17 protein-coding genes and 1 tRNA gene are annotated in these 18,657 nt (G+C 69.0%); 4 read left to right on the top strand and 14 right to left on the bottom strand.

The window, feature by feature from the left end; translation table 11 throughout:
• Positions 1 to 141 precede the first annotated feature (141 nt).
• Positions 142 to 717 (top strand): nitroreductase family protein, encoded by a 576-nt coding sequence (locus KVY00_RS10110; protein ID WP_223042843.1) that lies wholly within the window; start codon positions 142 to 144, stop codon positions 715 to 717.
• 84 nt (positions 718 to 801) lie between these two features.
• Here the strand turns inward: KVY00_RS10110 and KVY00_RS10105 are convergent, their stop codons facing one another.
• The 8 genes from KVY00_RS10105 to KVY00_RS10070 all read right to left on the bottom strand — a co-directional run bounded on the left by KVY00_RS10105 (position 802) and on the right by KVY00_RS10070 (position 8,683).
• Positions 802 to 1,593 (bottom strand): uroporphyrinogen-III synthase, encoded by a 792-nt coding sequence (locus KVY00_RS10105; RefSeq protein WP_223042842.1) that lies wholly within the window; start codon positions 1,591 to 1,593, stop codon positions 802 to 804.
• 183 nt (positions 1,594 to 1,776) lie between these two features.
• The gene (locus tag KVY00_RS10100; RefSeq protein ID WP_223042841.1) at positions 1,777 to 2,037 is read right to left on the bottom strand and encodes a DUF3618 domain-containing protein; all 261 of its coding nucleotides are present in this window, start codon (positions 2,035 to 2,037) and stop codon (positions 1,777 to 1,779) included.
• On the bottom strand, positions 2,034 to 2,498 hold the full coding sequence (locus KVY00_RS10095) for a phage holin family protein (protein ID WP_223042840.1): 465 nt from the start codon (positions 2,496 to 2,498) through the stop codon (positions 2,034 to 2,036). The genes KVY00_RS10100 and KVY00_RS10095 overlap by 4 nt, the downstream gene beginning before the upstream one ends.
• The gene (locus KVY00_RS10090) at positions 2,495 to 2,917 is read right to left on the bottom strand and encodes a YtxH domain-containing protein (protein WP_223042839.1); all 423 of its coding nucleotides are present in this window, start codon (positions 2,915 to 2,917) and stop codon (positions 2,495 to 2,497) included. Before KVY00_RS10090 ends, KVY00_RS10095 begins: the two co-directional genes overlap by 4 nt.
• A 130-nt stretch (positions 2,918 to 3,047) precedes the next feature.
• Complete coding sequence (locus KVY00_RS10085) at positions 3,048 to 4,583, bottom strand: hypothetical protein (protein WP_223042838.1); 1,536 nt, start codon at positions 4,581 to 4,583, stop codon at positions 3,048 to 3,050.
• Positions 4,576 to 5,706: a CPBP family intramembrane glutamic endopeptidase gene (locus KVY00_RS10080; protein WP_223042837.1), complete on the bottom strand. Its 1,131-nt coding sequence runs from the start codon at positions 5,704 to 5,706 to the stop codon at positions 4,576 to 4,578. The genes KVY00_RS10085 and KVY00_RS10080 overlap by 8 nt, the downstream gene beginning before the upstream one ends.
• A 532-nt stretch (positions 5,707 to 6,238) precedes the next feature.
• The gene (locus KVY00_RS10075; RefSeq protein WP_223042836.1) at positions 6,239 to 7,624 is read right to left on the bottom strand and encodes a glycine--tRNA ligase; all 1,386 of its coding nucleotides are present in this window, start codon (positions 7,622 to 7,624) and stop codon (positions 6,239 to 6,241) included.
• A gap of 123 nt (positions 7,625 to 7,747) precedes the next feature.
• Positions 7,748 to 8,683, bottom strand: a complete 936-nt coding sequence (locus KVY00_RS10070; RefSeq protein WP_223042835.1) for a 2-hydroxyacid dehydrogenase — start codon at positions 8,681 to 8,683, stop codon at positions 7,748 to 7,750.
• Between the two features lie 152 nt (positions 8,684 to 8,835).
• Here KVY00_RS10070 and KVY00_RS10065 point away from each other — a divergent pair, with 152 nt between their 5' ends.
• Positions 8,836 to 8,985, top strand: coding sequence for a hypothetical protein (locus tag KVY00_RS10065; RefSeq protein ID WP_255572590.1), 150 nt, complete (start codon positions 8,836 to 8,838; stop codon positions 8,983 to 8,985).
• 154 nt (positions 8,986 to 9,139) lie between these two features.
• On the top strand, positions 9,140 to 9,355 hold the full coding sequence (locus KVY00_RS10060) for a hypothetical protein (RefSeq protein ID WP_223042833.1): 216 nt from the start codon (positions 9,140 to 9,142) through the stop codon (positions 9,353 to 9,355).
• Positions 9,356 to 9,624: 269 nt separating this feature from the next.
• On the opposite strand, the gene KVY00_RS10055 is transcribed toward KVY00_RS10060, so the two are convergent.
• Positions 9,625 to 9,706 (bottom strand) — tRNA-Tyr (locus KVY00_RS10055).
• Positions 9,707 to 9,902: 196 nt separating this feature from the next.
• On the opposite strand from KVY00_RS10055, the gene KVY00_RS10050 reads away from it, so the two are divergent.
• On the top strand, positions 9,903 to 10,367 hold the full coding sequence (locus KVY00_RS10050) for a GNAT family N-acetyltransferase (RefSeq protein ID WP_223042832.1): 465 nt from the start codon (positions 9,903 to 9,905) through the stop codon (positions 10,365 to 10,367).
• 118 nt (positions 10,368 to 10,485) lie between these two features.
• On the opposite strand, the gene KVY00_RS10045 is transcribed toward KVY00_RS10050, so the two are convergent.
• From KVY00_RS10045 to KVY00_RS10025, 5 genes are all read right to left on the bottom strand, one after another.
• Complete coding sequence (locus KVY00_RS10045) at positions 10,486 to 14,364, bottom strand: aldehyde dehydrogenase family protein (protein WP_255572589.1); 3,879 nt, start codon at positions 14,362 to 14,364, stop codon at positions 10,486 to 10,488.
• A 221-nt stretch (positions 14,365 to 14,585) separates the two neighbouring features.
• Positions 14,586 to 15,617: an ABC transporter substrate-binding protein gene (locus KVY00_RS10040; protein WP_223042831.1), complete on the bottom strand. Its 1,032-nt coding sequence runs from the start codon at positions 15,615 to 15,617 to the stop codon at positions 14,586 to 14,588.
• A gap of 204 nt (positions 15,618 to 15,821) precedes the next feature.
• A complete protein-coding gene (locus KVY00_RS10035) occupies positions 15,822 to 16,613 on the bottom strand; it encodes an ABC transporter ATP-binding protein (RefSeq protein WP_223042830.1) in 792 nt (263 codons plus the stop codon).
• 6 nt (positions 16,614 to 16,619) lie between these two features.
• Positions 16,620 to 17,588 carry an ABC transporter permease gene (locus tag KVY00_RS10030; protein WP_223042829.1) on the bottom strand — a complete coding sequence of 323 codons (969 nt, stop codon included), beginning with the start codon at positions 17,586 to 17,588 and terminating at the stop codon, positions 16,620 to 16,622.
• Between the two features lie 4 nt (positions 17,589 to 17,592).
• On the bottom strand, positions 17,593 to 18,606 hold the full coding sequence (locus KVY00_RS10025) for an ABC transporter substrate-binding protein (RefSeq protein ID WP_223042828.1): 1,014 nt from the start codon (positions 18,604 to 18,606) through the stop codon (positions 17,593 to 17,595).
• Positions 18,607 to 18,657 lie beyond the last annotated feature (51 nt).

Here is an 18,657-nt window from a genome sequence, read left to right as displayed (position 1 = left end):
ATGCGGAATCCGCACCCGGGTACGGCAGCGGAGAACGCGGCTCGCGGTACGGAATAAAGGTCGAGGAACGCGCGTTGTGGTGAGGCGGAATGCGGGGTCTTCGCCGAGGCTCCGCCGTATCACCCCGTAAAGGAGCCTCACTTGAGTTCGCGCATCGCCCAGACCACCGCCCCCGTTCTCGACGCCCTCGCCGGGCGTTGGAGCCCCCGCGCCTTCGATGCCGAGCACGCCTTCCCCGAGGGTGCACTGCGCAGCGTGTTCGAGGCGGCTCGCTGGGCGCCGAGCGCGAACAACACGCAGCCGTGGCGCTTCATCGTCGCCCGTCGCGGCAGCGAGACCTACGCCCGCATCGAGAGCACACTCGTCGGTTTCAACCGCGAATGGGCGGTCAAGGCCGCGGCGCTCGTCGTCAACATCGCCGAGACAGCCGACGCCGAGGGCAAGCCCCGCCCCTGGGCCGAGTACGATCTCGGCCAGGCGGTCGCCCACTTCACGGTGCAGGCGCACGCCGACGGCTACTACACGCACCAGATGGGCGGCTTCGACCGAGAGGCGATCCGCACCGCGTTCGACCTCGACGAGCGCCTGGTGCCGGTCTCGATCACCGCGATCGGCGCGATCGGCACTCCCGAGCAGCTGTCTGAGGTGCTGCGCGAGCGCGAACTCGCTCCCCGCACCCGTTTCGATCTCGAGGAGATCGTGATCGTGCGCGACTGAGGCCGTCGCCCGAGACAACGGCGGAGGCGGTTCTCCGATGGGAGAACCGCCTCCGCCGTTCAGTCTTTCAGCGGTTCGACTCGTTCAGTCGAGCATGTCGCTCTGCTCGATCACCGACTCGACGCTTTCGATCAGAGCGCGCTTCTTCTCGTAGAGCGGATGCGACGGATCATCGGCCTCCGACGGCAGACCGAGGGCCGCTGCGGTCTCGATGGTGTTCACGCCCACGCAGGGCACGATGGTGCTCTTCGGAATCTCGGGGAACTGGGCGGCGACCTCTTCGGCGATCCTGGCCGAAGCCACGAGTATCGCGTTGATGCGCCCGGATTCGATGTCCTCGCGGATGTGCACCGAGGCCGGTACCCCGACCGTGCGGAAGGCGAGCACCTGCGTGACATCGTGACCGCGTTCGATGAGCCCCTGGGTGAGCACCGGGATAGCGACATCGGAGCGAAGCGTGAGCACTCGGAGCACCTCGTCGGTATCGATCTCCGACCACTCCTCGAGCAGCGCGTGGGTACTGTTCTCGCGCTGGGGCGTACGCGTGATGTGGTAGCCCGCGTCGCGGAAGGCGACGGCGGTGGCCTCGCCGACGACCGCGATCTTGGTCTCCGGGGGGATCACCGCGTTGTGGTGCTGCAGCACGTCGGCCACTGTTGAGCTGGTGGCCGTCATCCAGTCGAAGCCGCCCTCTTCGAGGGTCTTGAGCGCTTGGACCAGCTTCTCTTCTTCACGCGTGTGAGCGAAGTCGACGAGCGGCGCGATCACCGTGTGGGCTCCCTGCTCACGCAGCGCCTTTGAGACAAGGTCTCCCCAGGTCCCGCCCCTCGGGACGAGCACCCGCAGGCCGCTGAGCGGTTTCGCCTCTACCGACATACACCCCACTCACTCGACACCAATACAAAAGCCATACGATCAGTTGCGAACAAACCCTCAGTATGGCGGCGATGGAAAACCATCTGTCCTATTCTTACTCCGCGTTTACTCAGGAAGCAAAACGAGGCCCGACGGCCCGAGGAACGAAACTCAAATGTGACCTGCGATCCGAGCCCGCAGATGCTACTGGAAACGCTTGATCACAGCACTGGTCACGGTCCAGACGCCCAGACCGACGATGGCGGCGGCGCCGGCCACGCCGGCCGCGAAGGCGAGCGGGTTGCGCCGCTTCTGCTCGGCCGCACGGTGCTTGAAATCGTCGATGGCATCGTCGACGCGCTGAGCGTAGTTGAGGCGGTCCTTCAGGAGCGCGAGCGTCTCGTAGAGTTCTGCGCGCGCCTGCGCCGCCTCGGCCACACCCCGCTGCTTCTCGTGCACGTTCATCGCCAGTTCCCTTCCTCGCCGACGCGCGGCATCTGCGAACCCGAGGGGCGCGATGTCGGGGTCTCGGCATTGATCCGCACCTCTCCGATCGCCGAGATGTCGTCTCCGACGCGCTCCAGGGTCTCCTCGGGCACGGGGTTGCCGCGCTTGATGAGCGCGATACCCGCGAGGATCGCAAGGGCGGCGAGCACGAGCAGCGCTGCCGCCACGACGAGCGCGGCGAGCCACCACGGCCAGACGAGCGCCAGAGCGGCGATCGCCGCGATCACGAGTGCTTCGAGCATGAAGAACAGGAAGAAGAGCGCGATGACGATCGCGCCGGCTCCGATACCAGCCTTCTTCGCCTTCGAGACGATCTCACGCTTGGCGTTCTCGTACTCGATCTTCGCGAGCGAGACGATCTGCTGCGGCAGACGCGTCAGCAGCTCGAAAGTGCCGGCCTGATCTTTCCTACGGCTCATGCGTCACCGCCGGCATTCGAGGCAGCATTCGAATCCCCCTGCTTCGCGGAAGAGGAACCGCTGCTCTGCTTTGCGGTCGTGGAGCTCGCGCTTTCGCTCCGCGAGCCGCTGCCTGACGCGGGCTTGGCCGTGCCGGAGGATGCGCCCCTCCGTGCGGTGCCGCCCGCGCTCTTGTCGGCGCCGTCGTCGTGCAGGAACGCCGCCATCGCGTTCTTGCCCGCCCGGACAGCGGACGCCTTGAGATCATCGACGCGGGTCTGCGCGACGTCGCGCACCGCACCGACACCGCGCTGCACAGGGGCTGTGTGCCAGAGCGTCTGCGCGCCGTTCTTGATCTGCTCATAACGCTCACGGCCGGCCCGACTGCCCAGCACATAGCCGACTGCCGCGCCGAGAACGAATGCGATCTTGCCCTTCATCACTGCCTCCCCGCCGTTGGCGTTCTAATAGCCTGCAGCTAGCCTACCTGCCGCGGAGAGATGCATGTCGTTTCGAATGCCGCGGTAGTCATGGACTCGCGATTTCTGTAAGATTTGCGCGCTTCGATGTTCAATCCGCGATGCCGGCCAGTCGACGGCGCAGTCGCACCGCCTGCGTTCTCGCGTCAGCCACCGCGCTCGCGACGGCACCGCCGTGCAGGGCCTCCCCCACTACCAACCACCCGTGCGCCTGCTCACGAGCAGTGGCCACCCGGGTCTCGGCGGCGTCTCGCTCGTCGATCGAGGCATACGGCGCCGCACGCAGAACCGCGCCGATCTCCCCGGCCGGCCGCAGCCGGACCGCTGCGAGAGCCTCGGCGACGGTTCGCGTCAGCTGCGCCTCGCTCGGCGCGCCGCCGAGGTCGGGGCTCATGTCGAACACCGGCCCGCTGAGACGGGCCGCGAAGGCTCCGTCTCCGACGGGCTCGATCCGCACGGCCCAATGGGCCCCGTCAGCCAACTGGACGGTGCACAGCGCAGCGCCGCCGGCGATCTCCCCGATGGAAGCATCGGTCTCGGCCACGACAGCCGCATTCGCCTCGATCCGCCACCGCTGCGGAAACAGCTCGCGCAAGAAGTACGGCTGCGCGTCGGTCGCCGCCGCGGCGCGAGCGGCGCCGGCCACATCGGCGGTGGCGGCAGCGCCGCGCGCCGCGTCGGCGCCAGCGGCGGCGGGGTCGGTGTCGGCGGTGTCGGTGTCGGCGGTGTCGGCAGCGCCAGCGGCCGGCTCGAGAATGGAGAGTGCCTCTCGGGTCGACGAGGCCCCGATCCCGGCAATGATGGATCGGACCTCGAAGAACGCGCCGCCCGCCTCCTCCACGATCCAGAGCTCCTCACCGCTGCGCTGCACCGCGACCACGGGAGCCTCCGATGTCTCCGCGCTGTACAGGCCCAGCCGCCGCTCCAGCTCATCAAGACCCGCTGGCCAGCCGCCCGCGGGGACCACGCCGGTTTCACGTGCAACATCGCGGTCGGCGTTTGCGAGCACGGCGCCCGATAGGGAACCGGCCCTCGTCAGCGCCTCGTTGAGACCAGGAACCGCCACCGCCACCTCGACATCGTCGGCCGCCACCCCGAACCGCTCGCGCACGAACGGGTCGACCAGTCGCTCCACGACGATCTCCCCCAGACGGCCGCGCACCAGCTCACCGAAAGAGTGGGCTTTGCCGATCGTGAGCACGGGCTTCACTCGATCGAGATAGGCGCGAGCGGCGGCGCGGCCGCCCAGGAGCGCGATCGCCTGCGACGAGATCGGCACCGCGGGCACTCCCATCGCTGCCGGCATCGGCTGCGGGGCCCAATCACCCTTCGTGCTCCGCAGCAGCACCGGGCTCGGAGACACGGTCCGAGGTCGCAGCTCGTCGTGCGGCAAGCCGCCCTCTGCAACGGGAGCGGCGGCATGGGCCAGGAACTCCCGCAGCGCTCCTTCCGGATCCGGCAACGCGGTGGAGTATCCGCCGGCACGCTCTGCATGAGTTCGCGCGACAGTCGGATCGGAGCCCTCCAGGCTCCAGTCACCGACGCGCACCGAGAGGCCGACCTCGGCGAGTTCGAGTGCGGCGGCCAGTTCAGGCAGCCCCTTGCCGATCACGTAGACATCAATCACGCTGCTGCTCCTCGATTGTCGGACTCGTCGACTGCGGCGCGGATGGCACGGCGACCTGCACCAGATCGATGCGCGTGCGCCCGTATCCGCCTCGACGGAAGATCTTGAGCGTCAGCCAGACGAACACGCCGAGCCCGACGACCTGGCCGACGAGGCCGCCCGCGCTCCCTCCGTCGGCGGTCTGAGCCGTCTCACCGCCGACACCTGCGACCATGAAGCCGAAGCCGACGAAATTATTGACGATGTGAATGGCGATCGCGGCTTCCAGACCGCCGGTGCGCCAGGTCAGCCACGCCGCGACGACGCCGAGCAGCCCCACCGAGGCGAGCCCCCAGAAGTCGTATATATGCGCCATGGCGAATGCGAGCGAGGGGATCAGGATGCCGAACCACGGACTGCGCAGCCAGGATCCCAGCACCTGCATGAACAGGCCCCGGAACACGACCTCCTCGGTCGCGGCTTGAAGAGGCACCAGCACGATGACGAGCACGAGCGAGATGAGCGCCGCGTTCACGCTGAACTCCCGATCCTGAGCAACCGGCGGCTCGGACAGCGCCCCGGGATCCGTGAGCGCGAGCAGACCGAGATCCGCGACCATACCCACCAGGGTCATCGCGATCAACGCCAGCACCGCCGCACCGCTCAACCGGAGCAGCATCCCCCAGCGCATCCGCCCGGCGACCGACCAGATCCGCCCCACCGGCCGCATGCCCAGCGAAAGCATCGCCAGGATCACCGAGGGCAGCATCACGATGATCGACAGCATGCCCATCAGCACCGACAGCGGCCTCTGCGTGTCCAGCAACTCCGCGTTACCCGAGGCCAGATCGTTCAGGTAGTCGGGGTCGCCCATCAGCAGCAGCGGTGCGAACACGAACGCGAGGATCACAGTGAAGACACCGAAGTAAGCGCCCGAGAGCAGCAGGAGCAGCAGCGGCTTCCACCACCGGTAGTTCGCTACGCCCCGCAGCAGGCGGTGGTACTCCAGAGGCTCCGTCTCGACCGTCTGCATGACCGGCGCAGGCGAGGCCCACGCCCACTGCTGCGGCGCAGCCGCGGGCTGGGGCGCAGCCGCGGGCTGGGGCGCAGCGGGCGGCTGCTCGGGATGCTCAGGGACGGTCATCGGGGTCTCCTTATTACTCTCGCCTCGGATTCGCGGGGCGCAGTTCGGGGCAGGATCCTGTTGCTACAGAATCCTTCCCCATACCTCTGACATTCTCAGGAGAGCCGGTGATCCTGCCTCCCGACCGCGACGAGAGGCTCTCGCCGCGCACAGAGCCGCACACCAGCGCTGCCGCGCTGGGCTGTAGCGGCACCGCACTCCCAGGGTCTCGCACCAACGGTGCCGTGTGCAGCACCGCGCACCGGGGTCACACAAGAGCGCTGCCGTATGCAGCGCCGCGCACCGGGGTCACAGCACTGCAGTGTGCAGCGCCGCGTGAATAAACCGAAGCTTCGCTTCGGTTTTGATTCACGCCACCCCTCGCTTCGCTCCGTGGGCACGGAATGCTCAGCGAAAACGCGCCAGCGTTTTCGGCATTTCGTGCCAGCGCTACCGCGCTGGGCTGTAGCGGCACCGCACTCCCAGGGTCTCGCACCAGCGCTGCCGTGTGCAGCGCCGCGTGAGCACGCCGAAGCTCCGCTTCGTCGTCGGCTCACGCGCCCCTCAGACGCGCGGCGAGGTAGCCGTGCAGCTCGGAGAGCGGCACGCGCTCCTGCTGCATGGTGTCGCGCTCGCGCACCGTCACCGCGTTGTCGTCGAGCGAATCGAAATCGACGGTGACGCAGAACGGCGTGCCGATCTCATCCTGACGGCGGTAACGACGGCCGATCGCGCCCGAATCGTCGAAGTCGATGTTCCAGTCGTCGCGCAGGTCCGCAGCGATCTCGCGCGCGAGCGGCGAAAGCTTCTCATTGCGGCTGAGCGGCAGCACCGCGGCCTTCACGGGCGCGAGGCGCGGGTCGAGCGCGAGCAGCGTGCGCTTGTCGGTTCCGCCCTTCGCGTTCGGCACCTCCTCCTCGCGGTACGCGTCGACGAGGAACGCCATGAGCGAGCGCGTGAGACCCGCGGCCGGCTCGATCACGTAGGGCGTGTACCGCTCGTTCTTCGTCTGGTCGAAGAAGTTGAGGTCCTTGCCCGAGTGCTTCGAGTGCGTCGACAGGTCGAAATCGGTGCGGTTCGCGATGCCCTCGAGCTCACCCCACTCGCTGCCCTGGAAGCCGAAGCGGTACTCGATGTCGGCGGTGCGCTTCGAGTAGTGCGACAGCTTCTCCTGAGGATGCTCGTAGAAGCGCAGGTTGTCGGCGGAGATGCCCAGGTCGGTGTACCAGCGCATGCGCTCGTTCATCCAGTACTCCTGCCACTCCTCGTCGGTGCCCGGCTCGACGAAGAACTCCATCTCCATCTGCTCGAACTCGCGGGTGCGGAAGATGAAGTTACCCGGCGTGATCTCGTTGCGGAAGCTCTTGCCGATCTGACCGATGCCGAACGGGGGCTTCATGCGCGCGGCCTGTAGCACGTTCGCGAAGTTCACGAAGATGCCCTGAGCGGTCTCGGGGCGCAGGTAGTGCAGGCCCGACTCGTCGTCGACGGGGCCGAGGTAGGTCTTCAGCAGGCCCGAGAAAGCGCGCGGCTCGGTCCACTGACCGCGGGTGCCGCAGTTGGTGCAGACGATCTCGGCCAGGCCGCCCTCGGGGGCGCGGCCCTTCTTCTCCTCGAACGCCTCGATGAGGTGGTCCTCGCGCTGACGCTTGTGACAGCTCAGGCACTCGACGAGCGGATCGCTGAACACCTCGACGTGACCCGAGGCCTCCCACACCTGCTTCGGCAGGATGACGCTCGAGTCAATGCCCACGACGTCATCGCGCTTCTGCACCATGGTCTTCCACCACTGGCGCTTGATGTTCTCCTTCAGCGCGGTGCCGAGGGGGCCGTAGTCCCACGCGGAACGCGAACCGCCGTAGATCTCTCCCGCCTGGAAGACGAAGCCGCGGTGGCGGGCGAGGGCGATGACCTTATCGAGGCGGGACTGCTCAGCCATATTCTGTAATCACTCCAAGGGGCAAGCGGGGATCTTGGGACGGTGCGGGCAAGGCCCGGCACATCCGTCCATCCTACGCCCTCAGCATCCGCATGCTCCGGGCGTCACCGCCCACGGTGCCGCTCAGTGCAGGTCGACGAGATTCTCCGGAGACTCCCCCGCCTGCAGATGCGCGATCTGACGATCCAGCAGGGCCGCGATACGGGGCTGCATCGCGCTCGAATCCCCGCCCACGTGGGGAGTGATGAGGGTGCCGGGGCACTTCCACAGCGGATGATCCTCGGGGAGCGGCTCGGGATCGGTCACGTCGAGAGCTGCGCGCAGTCGGCCCCGCTGCAGTTCGGCCACGAGCGCATCCGTGTCGACCACCGGGCCGCGTGCCACGTTCACGAGGAGGACGTCATCCGGCATCGCCGCGAGTGCCGCCGCATCGATCAATCCGCGCGTCTCCGCGGTGGACGGCACCGCGAGGATCACCACCTCGGCCTCGGCGAGGCATCGATGCAGATCCTCGAAGCCGTGCACTTCGACCGTCTCACCCGCGAGGTTGCGCTCGTGACGCGCCGATCGGGCCAGACGCGTGAGGCTCACCTCGAACCCCGATAGGCGCGCCTCGACCGCCTTCGACACCCCGCCGTAGCCGACGAGCAGCACGCGCCGATCGGCCAGGCTCGGCAGACCGACCGGATCCCACCGACCGGCATCGCCCGACCGCACGAACCCGGGGATGCCCCGCTGCGACGCCAGCGCGAGCGTCACGGCCAGCTCGGCCGTGGAGGTCTCGTGCACGGAAGCCGCGTTCGCGAACGGAATCCCTCCCGGCAGATACTGCGGCACCCCGTCGTACCCGATCGACTGCCACTGCACCAGCCGGGTCTCGACGTCGGCAAGCGCGGCGAGACACTCGGCGCCTCCCCAGTACGGCGGCACGACGATGTCGAAATATCGACGCGGAGCAGGAGTTTTGAGATCCCAATCCACCAGCTCGAGGCCCGGCTCAGAACGCAGATGCTCCCGCAGCGGATCTTCGAAGGACAGGGAGACGACGAGGTCACTCATACGATCGAGTGTAGCGTCGAGCGCTCCTCCGGGCGGGTTCCGCGGCCCTCCGACGCACCTTGCTGCAGCGCTCAGCGGCACTTCGTTGTACGGTAATAGCTATGGACACCTCATATTTTGAGCGGCTTCCCGAAAGCATTCAGAAGCTCGTTGTGGACGGACTGGACGCCGAAGTGCAGGCCGGCCTCGAGAAACTCGATGACGCCAAGAAGAACGGTTCGATGAACCCCGAGCAGCAGGCCGCGATCGAGGGCGACATTCGCCGGGCCGCCGAACTGCGTCACCGTTTCGCTCCGGCCTGACCGGCGCACTGAGCCCATTCCGGCTTCGTCCCCCGCCCGTCTCCTCCGCTTCTTCGCCTGCGGCTCCGCCGCCAGTCGACGCGGGATCGCCGCGCACATCTGGCGCACAGCTTCATTCGAAAGTGTAGAGGCCTAGCTGAAGGGAGAACCGGCCATGGGATTTCTTGAGGACGCGAAGGAAACCGCGGGAGCCGCGGCGAAGAAGGTCAGCCGCGCGGTCGAGGACGGCGTGGACAAGGCCAAGGACAAGCTCGACGAGGTCAAGGCCGACGCCGACGTGAAGAAGGCCGAGGCCGAGGTCAAGAAGGCGGAGGCCGAGCGCGACGCCACGAAGGCGCGCAACGACATCAAGGACGACCTGCGCGACTGAGTTCACGGTTCGGCTCGCGCATGCTTGCGCCGAGACGCCGGAAGGCCCGGTCGGGATCCGCTCCCGACCGGGCCTTCTGCATGCGGCTCGACGCGCTCACACGGCGCTCCTCGTTGCTCCTCGTTCGCGCAAACGCGCCGAGGTGACGCGTGCGGCCCCTGTTCCTCGATCCCGGGGCCGCACGCGTCATCTCGTCGAGAGGGGGCACCCCTGACGGGACTAACGCACGAAAGCCCGGTCAGATCTGCGATCTGACCGGGCTTTTACTGTGGCGGGTGAGGGATTCGAACCCCCGTAGGCAGTGCCAGCTGATTTACAGTCAGCCCCCTTTGGCCGCTCGGGTAACCCGCCGTCGGCCGCGCGAACACGACCAAGAGACCACTTTAGCGGCTCATGAGCCCGAACGGAAATCGGCGCGGCCGCGCAGGCTGGAAGGCGCCGAGATACGGATCTCGCACGCCGGATCCCGATCGAGGATGCAAGATCCGTATCTCGAAGGGGTTCACCCTCCGTCAGACTCAGGGGCGAGGCATGGCAGGATCGGAGCATGCCCCCACTCCCCCCAGAGCTCACCCTGCGCACCGCCGATCGCATCTATGACGTCCCGACCACGACCTTCTACCGCATCGCACGCCTGCGGCAGGAGGTCTTCGTGGTCGAGCAGGACTGCGTCTATCTCGACCTCGACGGGCGCGACCTCGAACCGGGATCGAAGCAGCTCTGGGCCGAAACCACCGAGGGCGAGGTCGCGGCGACCGTGCGCATCCTGGACGAGCACGCTCAAGAGGCGGGGCTCATGAGCATCGGCCGCGTCGTCACCGCGCCGGCCTGGCGCGGTCGCGGCATCGCCGCCGCGCTGCTGCGCGCCGCGATCGAGGCCTGCGCGGGGCGCGCGATCCTGATCCACGCCCAGTCCCACCTCGCCGAATGGTACGGCGGATTCGGCTTCGTGCAGTGCGGCGACGAGTTCCTCGAAGACGGGATCCCCCATCTCCCCATGCGGATCGGCTGACGCCGAACTCAATTCTCGCTGTCGTGTACAGCGCATTCACACGGCTACGAAACGCTGCCGCGTTCCGCCCACGCCGTGTGCCCATGCGGATCGGCTGACGCCGGGGCCCGCTCCGCCCCTACTCGTCGATCAGCTCGTCGAGGCCGGGCACCGGAACCGCCAGCCCGTGACGGTGAGCCCGCGCCGAGACCGCCTGCTCGCGCAGCAGCGTGAGCAGTTCGACGGGTCCCGCCATCGTGACGGGTTGCGCCCACAGCGCCACGCGATCCAGCCCGCCCATCCACTCGGCAGCGCGCACCGCATCACCGCCGATGAGTCGCACTCGATCCGCGATCGTTCCGTCGGAGCCGACCGGCCCTGAGACAGCGAGCCTCTCCACCCAGTCGTCGTCTCGCTCGAGGGACACCTCGATCCCCTGCCGCTCGAGGAACGCCGTCACGGCCGCCGGCAGTACCTCGCCGGTAGAGACCGAGATCGGCGCCCGCACCAGCAGCGCCGCGGCAAGCACTCGCACCAGCAGGGCCACGCTGCCGCCCTCCGCGAGTCGCAGCTGAGTTGTGACGGGCAGATACCGGATCACGTTGCGCTCGATGCCGAGACCGATCGTGTCGTGCTCCACGCCGAACGACGTGCGCCACGCGAGCGCGTCGGCGAGCGCGGCGCGGCGCACCTCGTCGAACTCCTCGTAGGCGAGCACCGACTGAGCCGCCTCGATGAGCAGCCGCACCTCGGGTTCGAGCCCGCGCAGGTGGAGCGTTTCGCTGCGCGTCCCCTCCCGCAGCTGCCAGGCGCCGAGCGGCAGCAGCCTGTTGGGCCCGCCGCTCAGCGCAGGCAGGCCCATGGCCGCCCGGTTCCACACACCGCCGGGATGCCGCTCGATGCGCGCCACCGCGGTCGGGCGGTTGATCGTCAACGAGGCGGCCTCGACGGCCCCGAGCCAGCTCAGAATCTCGTCGGCGTCGTTCGACTGCAGCCCGGCCACCGCTCCGCCGCCGTCGGCGTTCTGCAATCGCAGCGCCTCCTCGAACGAGTGCGCGTGCGCGATCCCGAGCACAGGCACGCCCCGGGCGTCATCCCAGAACGAGGAGGCGGGGGAGACTCCGAGCCGCACACCGGGGCTCCACAGCAGCCCCTCATCGTCGAGCTGCCGGGGCTGCACGAGCCATTCCTCGCCCCGCTCCAGCTCGGTCAACGCCCGCAGCGCCCCTTCTCCCGGCGGCTCTGCCAGCGGGCCCACGTCGAAGCTGAGGGGGTCGGCGCCCCGAGGCTGCGCCGTGTCGCCCACCCGCAGCGCGCGCACCGCATCCGCAAGGCCGTCGCGGAATCTGCGCGACCGAGCCACACTGCCCAGCAGGATCGCGATGCTCGCCGCGCGGGGATGAGCACCGGCCGCGTAGAACGCCGAGGCCACAAGGTCTTCGACTGCCCCGTCGAGGTCGGCCGACGGGGCCACGAGCACGCTGCCCCGCGCGTGGAAGCGGCCCTCGATCTGCAGCTCGGGCCGACGCCTCGCGATCTCGCGGGCCGCGGCGCGGTCGCCGAGCACGATCGCTCGGTCGATCTCGGAGCTCACCGCGGAATCCAGCGCCCCGCCCTGCTCGGGCGCGGGCTCGATCCTCACCGAGCCCGGCGTGATGCCGCCGATCTCCCACTCCTCGAGCAGCACGGAGGCCGAGCGTCTGAAACGCTGCGGCACCATCCACAGCACACTGCTGCCGGCCCCGAGTGCCGCGAGCACGGCCTCGGCCTGCGTCGCGAACGGCGTGCGCGCGTCGGCGACGACCAGCGCCAGTCCCTCCGAGACGAACGTCGCGCCCCGCACGGCGGCGAGTCCCTCGGCGAGCTGCCCGTAGTACCGCGCGGCGTCGACGATGTCGCTCACCTCGGTGTCGAGCTCCCCCGCCGGAGCGCCGGTGTCGACCGCGAGCGACTGCAGCAGCCGATCTCGCGCTGCGACGACGGCCAGCGCTGCGCGACGCAGCCTCGACGCCCGGGTGCGGGCCGGCTGACCGCTCCAGGTCTGCCCGGCGGCCCGCTCGACCGCGCCAGCGGGTGCCGCAGTAGATACAGCGGGCGTAGCAGGCTCCGAGGACGCAGCGGAGCCGGAAGTCGCGGCAGCGCCGCCCGTTCCCGTGTCCGCCTCCGCAGAATCCGCGGCGTCTGCGCTCTGGCATCCCCGTGCACCCTCGCGCACGTCGCGGACGAGCAGCTCGCGCACCCAATCACGGTTGGCGGAAAGGCTGGCGTCAGTGGCCGGCTCGCCTGCGAAGCCCGACTCCGAGACGACCGGGATCGGGCGGGGCGGCGTGAGCGATTCGAGGCGCACCTCCCCCGTCGAACCGCGCGTGAGACCGAGCACCGCCGCCGTCAGGCCGCCCGTGTCGAACCGGGCGGGCTCGTCGGGCGCGCGGTAGAACAGCGCGCTGTCGCGCTCGCTCGGATCCCACTCTCGGGCGCGCAGCTGGGTGCGGTGGGAGGCGGGCGCAGGATCGGCGGCCCGTGCAGAGGCCGCCCGGAACGCGGCCCGCTCCACGGCTCTCACCGGAAGCGCTTCTCCGGAAGCAGGTTCGGAGACGCGGTCGGGGCTCGTCTCAGGAGCAGGGTCGGGATCCGGGGAGGGTGCGGGATCCGGAGAAGCATCGGGATCCGCGTCGGCCGCCCCGCGCCCCTCGTCCAGAAGCGCGTCGAAACGGGCGATGACGGACTCGGGATCGGCCGCCTCCGCGGCGAACCCGACCAGCATGTCGACGGCCCCGGCGAACTCGCGGGGCGCGACCACGGGGAGCGACATCCGCACCTCCGCGCCCCCGGCGGAGAGCACCTCAGCGAGCCCCGGAGCGAACCCGCTGCGAAGCTGCAGCGAGAACAGCCCGGCGGACCCCAGGTGCTCCGCCAGCTCAATGGTGCCGCTCAGCACGAACAGATCCTCCGTCGCGACGACGGGACGCAGCACGGCCGCCCTGGCCGGGTGCAGTGCGAGTTCGATGAGGCGCAGCAGCTGAGCGGTCACCTCTTCGCGATCCTCGAGCACGGGCACCGCGAGCCCGCTCTCGATCGACGCGATGCGCTCGGCGCTCGCCACCCCCGCCACACCGATCACAGCCTCGACGGCGGCCCCGCCGTCGGCGGCACGCTGCTGAGCCCACCTGCTGAGACGGTCGTAGTGCTCGCGCGACTCAGGCAGCTCGGCCATGATCCTCACGCCGACACGCACGCGATCGAGGGCCGCATCCGCGAAGGCTCGCACCACGATCTCGGGCAGCACCCGGGCCCAGCGCACGCTTCGGGGCTCGAGGTGCACGGTGGTGCCGTGCTCCGCCGCCGCATCGAGCACGGGGCGAAGAGACCGCACGACCCGGCACACGTCGTCTTCGGCCGTCCAGTCGGAGCCGCCGGGCGCGAGACGCGCCGGATCGATCACGAGGTGCCCGACCGTCGGCACGGCGCAGAGCGCGACGAGCCTGGCGACCTCGGCCTCGACGCCGGCCGGCCCGTGCACCGCCTCCCCGAGCGGCGTGACGACCGCCGTCACGCCCGCCTCCCCGAGGCGTCGCACCGCCTCCGTGAGGCGGCTCAGGCGCGCCGGCCCGGAGGAGGCGCCGCCGACCGGGAGCTTCGCCGCGAGCACCAGGTCTGCCACACGGTCGCGCAAGCGCTTCCTCGCCATCGGCAGGATCGCCCAGGGGAACCCGAGCGAGGTCGCTCCCCCGGCGCGCACGGCCAGGCGATCCCGCGCGGGCAGCGACTGCGGCACCTCTTGCGCGACCTCGCGCAGCGCCGCGGCAGAAGCGAACACGTCTTCCGTGCTCGCGAGCAGTTCGAGCAGTCGCCGCGTGAATTCGAAGCTCTCGGGCTCACGCCGCATCTCGCGCAGGAAGCCGCGCTGATGCTCCACACCGCGCTCGAGCAGCGCGCCGATCCACTCATCGACGCGCCCCTCCGCCCGGTCGGCCACCACCTGCCACGCGGCCTCGACTTCGAAAGAATCTGCTGCCATGTGCCCACTGTATGGGGCACCTCTGACAAACGTCGGGAGCGCACGCGGGGATCGGCGAAGCACCGCTGCAGACCTTCGGCGCCGCTGTAGACCTCTCGCACCGTTGTAGATCTCTCGCACGGTGCCGGAGGTCTGCAACGGTGCGAGAGATCTACAGCGGCGGGCCGGCGGGCGCACCTCGGTGACGGGCGCGCAAACCCCGCCGGCCCGCGCGAGCGCGGTTACTCCCCGACGGTCTCCGCCTGGTCGAGGATCTCCTGCGGGATCTCGACGCCCATACGCTCCGCGGCGCCCGGGTTGACGACGTACGCCAGTTCGGTCGCGAACTCGACGGGCATCTCTGCGGGGTCCTCACCCTTCTGCAGGATGCGGAGCGCCATCTCGCCCGTCTGGCGTCCGAGCGCGACGTAGTCGATGCCGAGCGTGGCGATCGCGCCGCCCTCTACGGTGCCGGATTCGGCGCCGATCACGGGGATCTGCTTCTCCTCGGCGACCTGCACGAGAGACGAGATGCCGCCCACCACCAGGTTGTCGGTGGGCACGTAGATGGCGTCGACGTCGCCGAGCGCGTCGGTCGCCTGCGGGATGTCGCTCGCGGTGGTGACGGTCTTCGTCACGATCTCGAGATCGAGACCGGCTGCGACCTTCTCAGCGGCCTCGACCTGCACCTCGGAGTTGACCTCGCCCGAGGAGTAGACGATGCCCACCTTGGCGGCGTCGGGCGCGAGTTCCTTGAGGAGCTCGAACTGCGACTGCAGAGCGTCGCTCGGCACGGCGTCGCTGGTGCCGGTGACGTTGCCGCCGGGCTTCGCGTTCGAGTCGACGAGGTCGGCGGTCACCGCGTCGGTGACCGCGGTGAAGAGCACGGGCTTGTCGACGATGGCCTGAGCGGCAGCCTGTGCTGCGGGGGTGGCGACCGCGAGCACGAGGTCGGCGTCCGACGAGGCGAAGCCCTGCGCGATCGACACGGCAGTGGCCTGCTCGCCGTTGGCGTTCTGCAGATCGAACTCGACCGTCTCGCCCTCGACGTATCCCGCGTCGATGAAGGCCTGCTTGAAGCCCTCGGTGGCCGCATCGAGCGCGGGGTGCTGCAGCAGCTGGCTGATCCCGATGTTCACCTTCTCGAGCTCACCCTCGCCGCCTCCCGTGGTGTCGGAGGGCGCGGACGAGCCGGAGCAGGCGCCGAGCGTGAGCGCGGCGACGGCGGTGAGGCTCGCTGCGGCGAGCGCACGGCGGAACGAGGTCTGACGCATGTGTATCGATCCTTCGCAGGTCTACCCGCCGGGACAGCGCCGCGGCGATCTGGGAGATCGGCGCGGAAGAACGCCGATTCCAGCATCGTAGACTGCGCCGCCCCCGTTCGCGCAAACCCCGCGCGGTTTCGTGATCGACACGTTGCCTGGGAGGGGAGGATCCCGATCGCGTTCGCGACCCGGCTCCGCCCCCCGGCGACCCCGTCAGGCGAGCAGTGCGCGGTCGTCGAAGCTGGCGCCCTTGATCTTCGCGAACTCGGCGAGCAGCAGAGGCACGGTCAGCTGCCGCTTCTCGGCCTCGGTCGCCTGAAACACGATCCGGCCCTCGTGCATCATGATCAGCCGGTTGCCGAGCTTCAGCGCCTGCTCCATGTTGTGCGTCACCATCAGCGTGGTGAGCCCGCCCTGGGCAACGATGCGCTCCGTGAGGTCGGTGACCAGCGCCGCGCGCTGCGGGTCGAGCGCCGCCGTGTGCTCGTCGAGCAGCAGGATCCGCGGCTGGGTGAAACCCGCCATCAGCAGCGACAGCGCCTGGCGCTGACCGCCCGAGAGCAGGCCGACCTTCGCCGTGAGCCGGTTCTCGAGGCCGAGCTCGAGCGACTTCAGCTCCTCCACGAAGCGCTCCTTGCGCGCCTTCGTCACACCCAGCCCGAGGCCCCGCGCCTTACCCCGCTGCAGCGCGAGCGACAGGTTCTGCTCGATCGTGAGATCCGGGGCGGTGCCCGCCATCGGATCCTGGAACACGCGCCCCACGTACCGAGCCCGCTGGTACTCCTTGAGCTTCGTGACCGGCTTGCCGTCCACGGTCAGCGTCCCCGTGTCGACCGTGTAGCGGCCCGCGACCGTGTTGAGCAGCGTCGACTTGCCGGCGCCGTTCGACCCGATGATGGTCACGAAGTCGCCCTCGTCGAGGGTGAGGCTCAGATCGACGAGCGCCTTGCGCTCGTTGATGGTTCCCGCGAAGAACGTCTTCGAGATGCGATCGATGTTCAGCATGGCGTTCTACCTCCCCGCCTCGGGCACGGTGACCCCGGTCGTCGCGGACGCCACGGGTTCGGGCGCCGGATCCGGATCCTTCGCCCCCGGTCTGCGATTGCCGCGATCCCTGAGCGACGGCAGCTTCTTCAAGAATCCCCAGCGCGGCAGCAGCAGCGCGAGCACCACGAGGATCGCGGTGATAGCGCGCATGTCGTTCGGGTTGAGACCGACCGACAGCGCAAAGAAGATGATGAGGCGATAGAGGATCGAACCCACGAGCACCGCGAGACTGGCCAGGAAGATGTTGCGCTGGCCGAGCACCGCCTGCCCCAGGATGACCGAGGCGAGACCGATCAGGATCACGCCGATGCCCATGCTGATGTCGGCGAAGCCCTGGTACTGGGCGACGAGCGCGCCGGCGAGCGCGACGAGGCCGTTCGAGATCGCGAGCGTCAGGATCTTCATGCCGTCGGTGTTGACGCCGAAGCTGCGGATCATCTGCTCGTTGTTGCCGGTCGCCTGGATCGCGAGGCCCAGGTCGGTCGACAGGAACCAGTCGACCACGAGCTTCAGCACGAACACCAGCACCGCGAAGATCGCCACGGCGATCCACGTCTTGCCGATCCAACCGGCGTCGCGCAGCGGGGTCATCAGCGTGTCCTCCCGCAAGAGCGGAGTATTCGCCTTCCCCATGATGCGCAGGTTGATCGACCACAGCGCGATCATCGTCAGAATGCCGGCCAGCAGGCCGTCGATCTTGCCCTTCGTGTGCAGCAGGCCCGTGATGATGCCCGCGATCACGCCGGCCGCGGTGCCCGCGAGGGTCGCCAGCACCGGGTTCTGCCCCGCCGTGATGAGCGCGGCGGCGACCGCGGCACCGGTGGTGAGGCTGCCGTCGACGGTGAGGTCGGGGAAGTTCAGCACGCGGAACGTGAGGTACACGCCGAGGGCCATGACTCCGTACAGGAGTCCGAGTTCAATCGCACCGATCATGGGATCACTCTACGATGTTCGCGGCGCGGTCGACGAGCTCCTGCGGAAGCTCGTAGCCCAGCCGCTCGGCTGCCGCGGGGTTGACGGTGAGCTCGAACTCGCTCTGCGTCTCGACGGGCATCGTCGCGGGGTCCTCGCCGTCCTGCAGGATGCGCACGGCCATCTCGCCGGTCTGGTGGCCGAGCTTCTCGTAGTCGATGCCGAGCGTGGCGACCGCGCCGCCCTCGACGTGCTGCGCGTCGGCGCCGACCACCAGGATGCCTCGCTCCTCGGCGACCGACACGATCGAGCCGAGGCCCGAGACCACCAGGTTGTCGCTGGGGGTGTAGATGGCGTCGACGTCGCCGAGCGCCTCGGTGGCCTGCTTGAGCTCGCCCGCGTTGGTGACGGTCTGCTCGACGAGTTCCAGGCCCTCGTCCTTCGCGGCCTCGCGGGCCAGCTTCACCTGCACCTCCGAGTTCACCTCGCCCGAGCTGTAGACCGTGCCGATCTTCTTCGCGTCGGGGTCGATCTCCTTGATGAGCGCGATCTGCTCGGCGACGGGGTTCATGTCGCTCGTGCCGGTGACGTTGCTGCCGGGCTCGTCCTCGGATTCGACGATGTCGGCGACGACGGGGTCGGTGACGGCGGTGAAGACGACCGGCACGTCGGCGATGTTCTGCATGGCCGCCTGGGCCGACGGGGTGGCGACGGCCAGCACGAGATCGAGCTCGTCCCCGGCGAAGGTCTGCGCGATGGTCGTGGCGGTGGGCACCTCGCCGTTCGCGTTCTGCTCCTTGAACTCGACGGTCTCGCCCTCGACGTAACCGGCGTCCGCGAAGGCCTGCTTGAAGCCCTCGACAGCGGCGTCGAGCGGCGGGGCCTGCACGAACTGGCTGATACCGACGGTGAGCTTCTCACCGCCTCCTTCGTTGCCGCCGGCCTCGTCGCCGGTGCTCGAGCACGCGCTCAGTGCGAGGGCCGCGGTGGCGACGCCCGCGACGGCGATCGCAAGGCGACGGTTTCGGATGATTGCCATGGTGTTCCTCAACTCGAGTGAAACTGGTGGAGCACCCGGGCGGGATTGCAC

The organism is Leucobacter tenebrionis, from assembly GCF_019884725.1.
GTDB classification, from domain to species: Bacteria; Actinomycetota; Actinomycetes; order Actinomycetales; family Microbacteriaceae; genus Leucobacter; species Leucobacter tenebrionis.
This window is presented reverse-complemented; position numbering and strand designations above follow the sequence as displayed.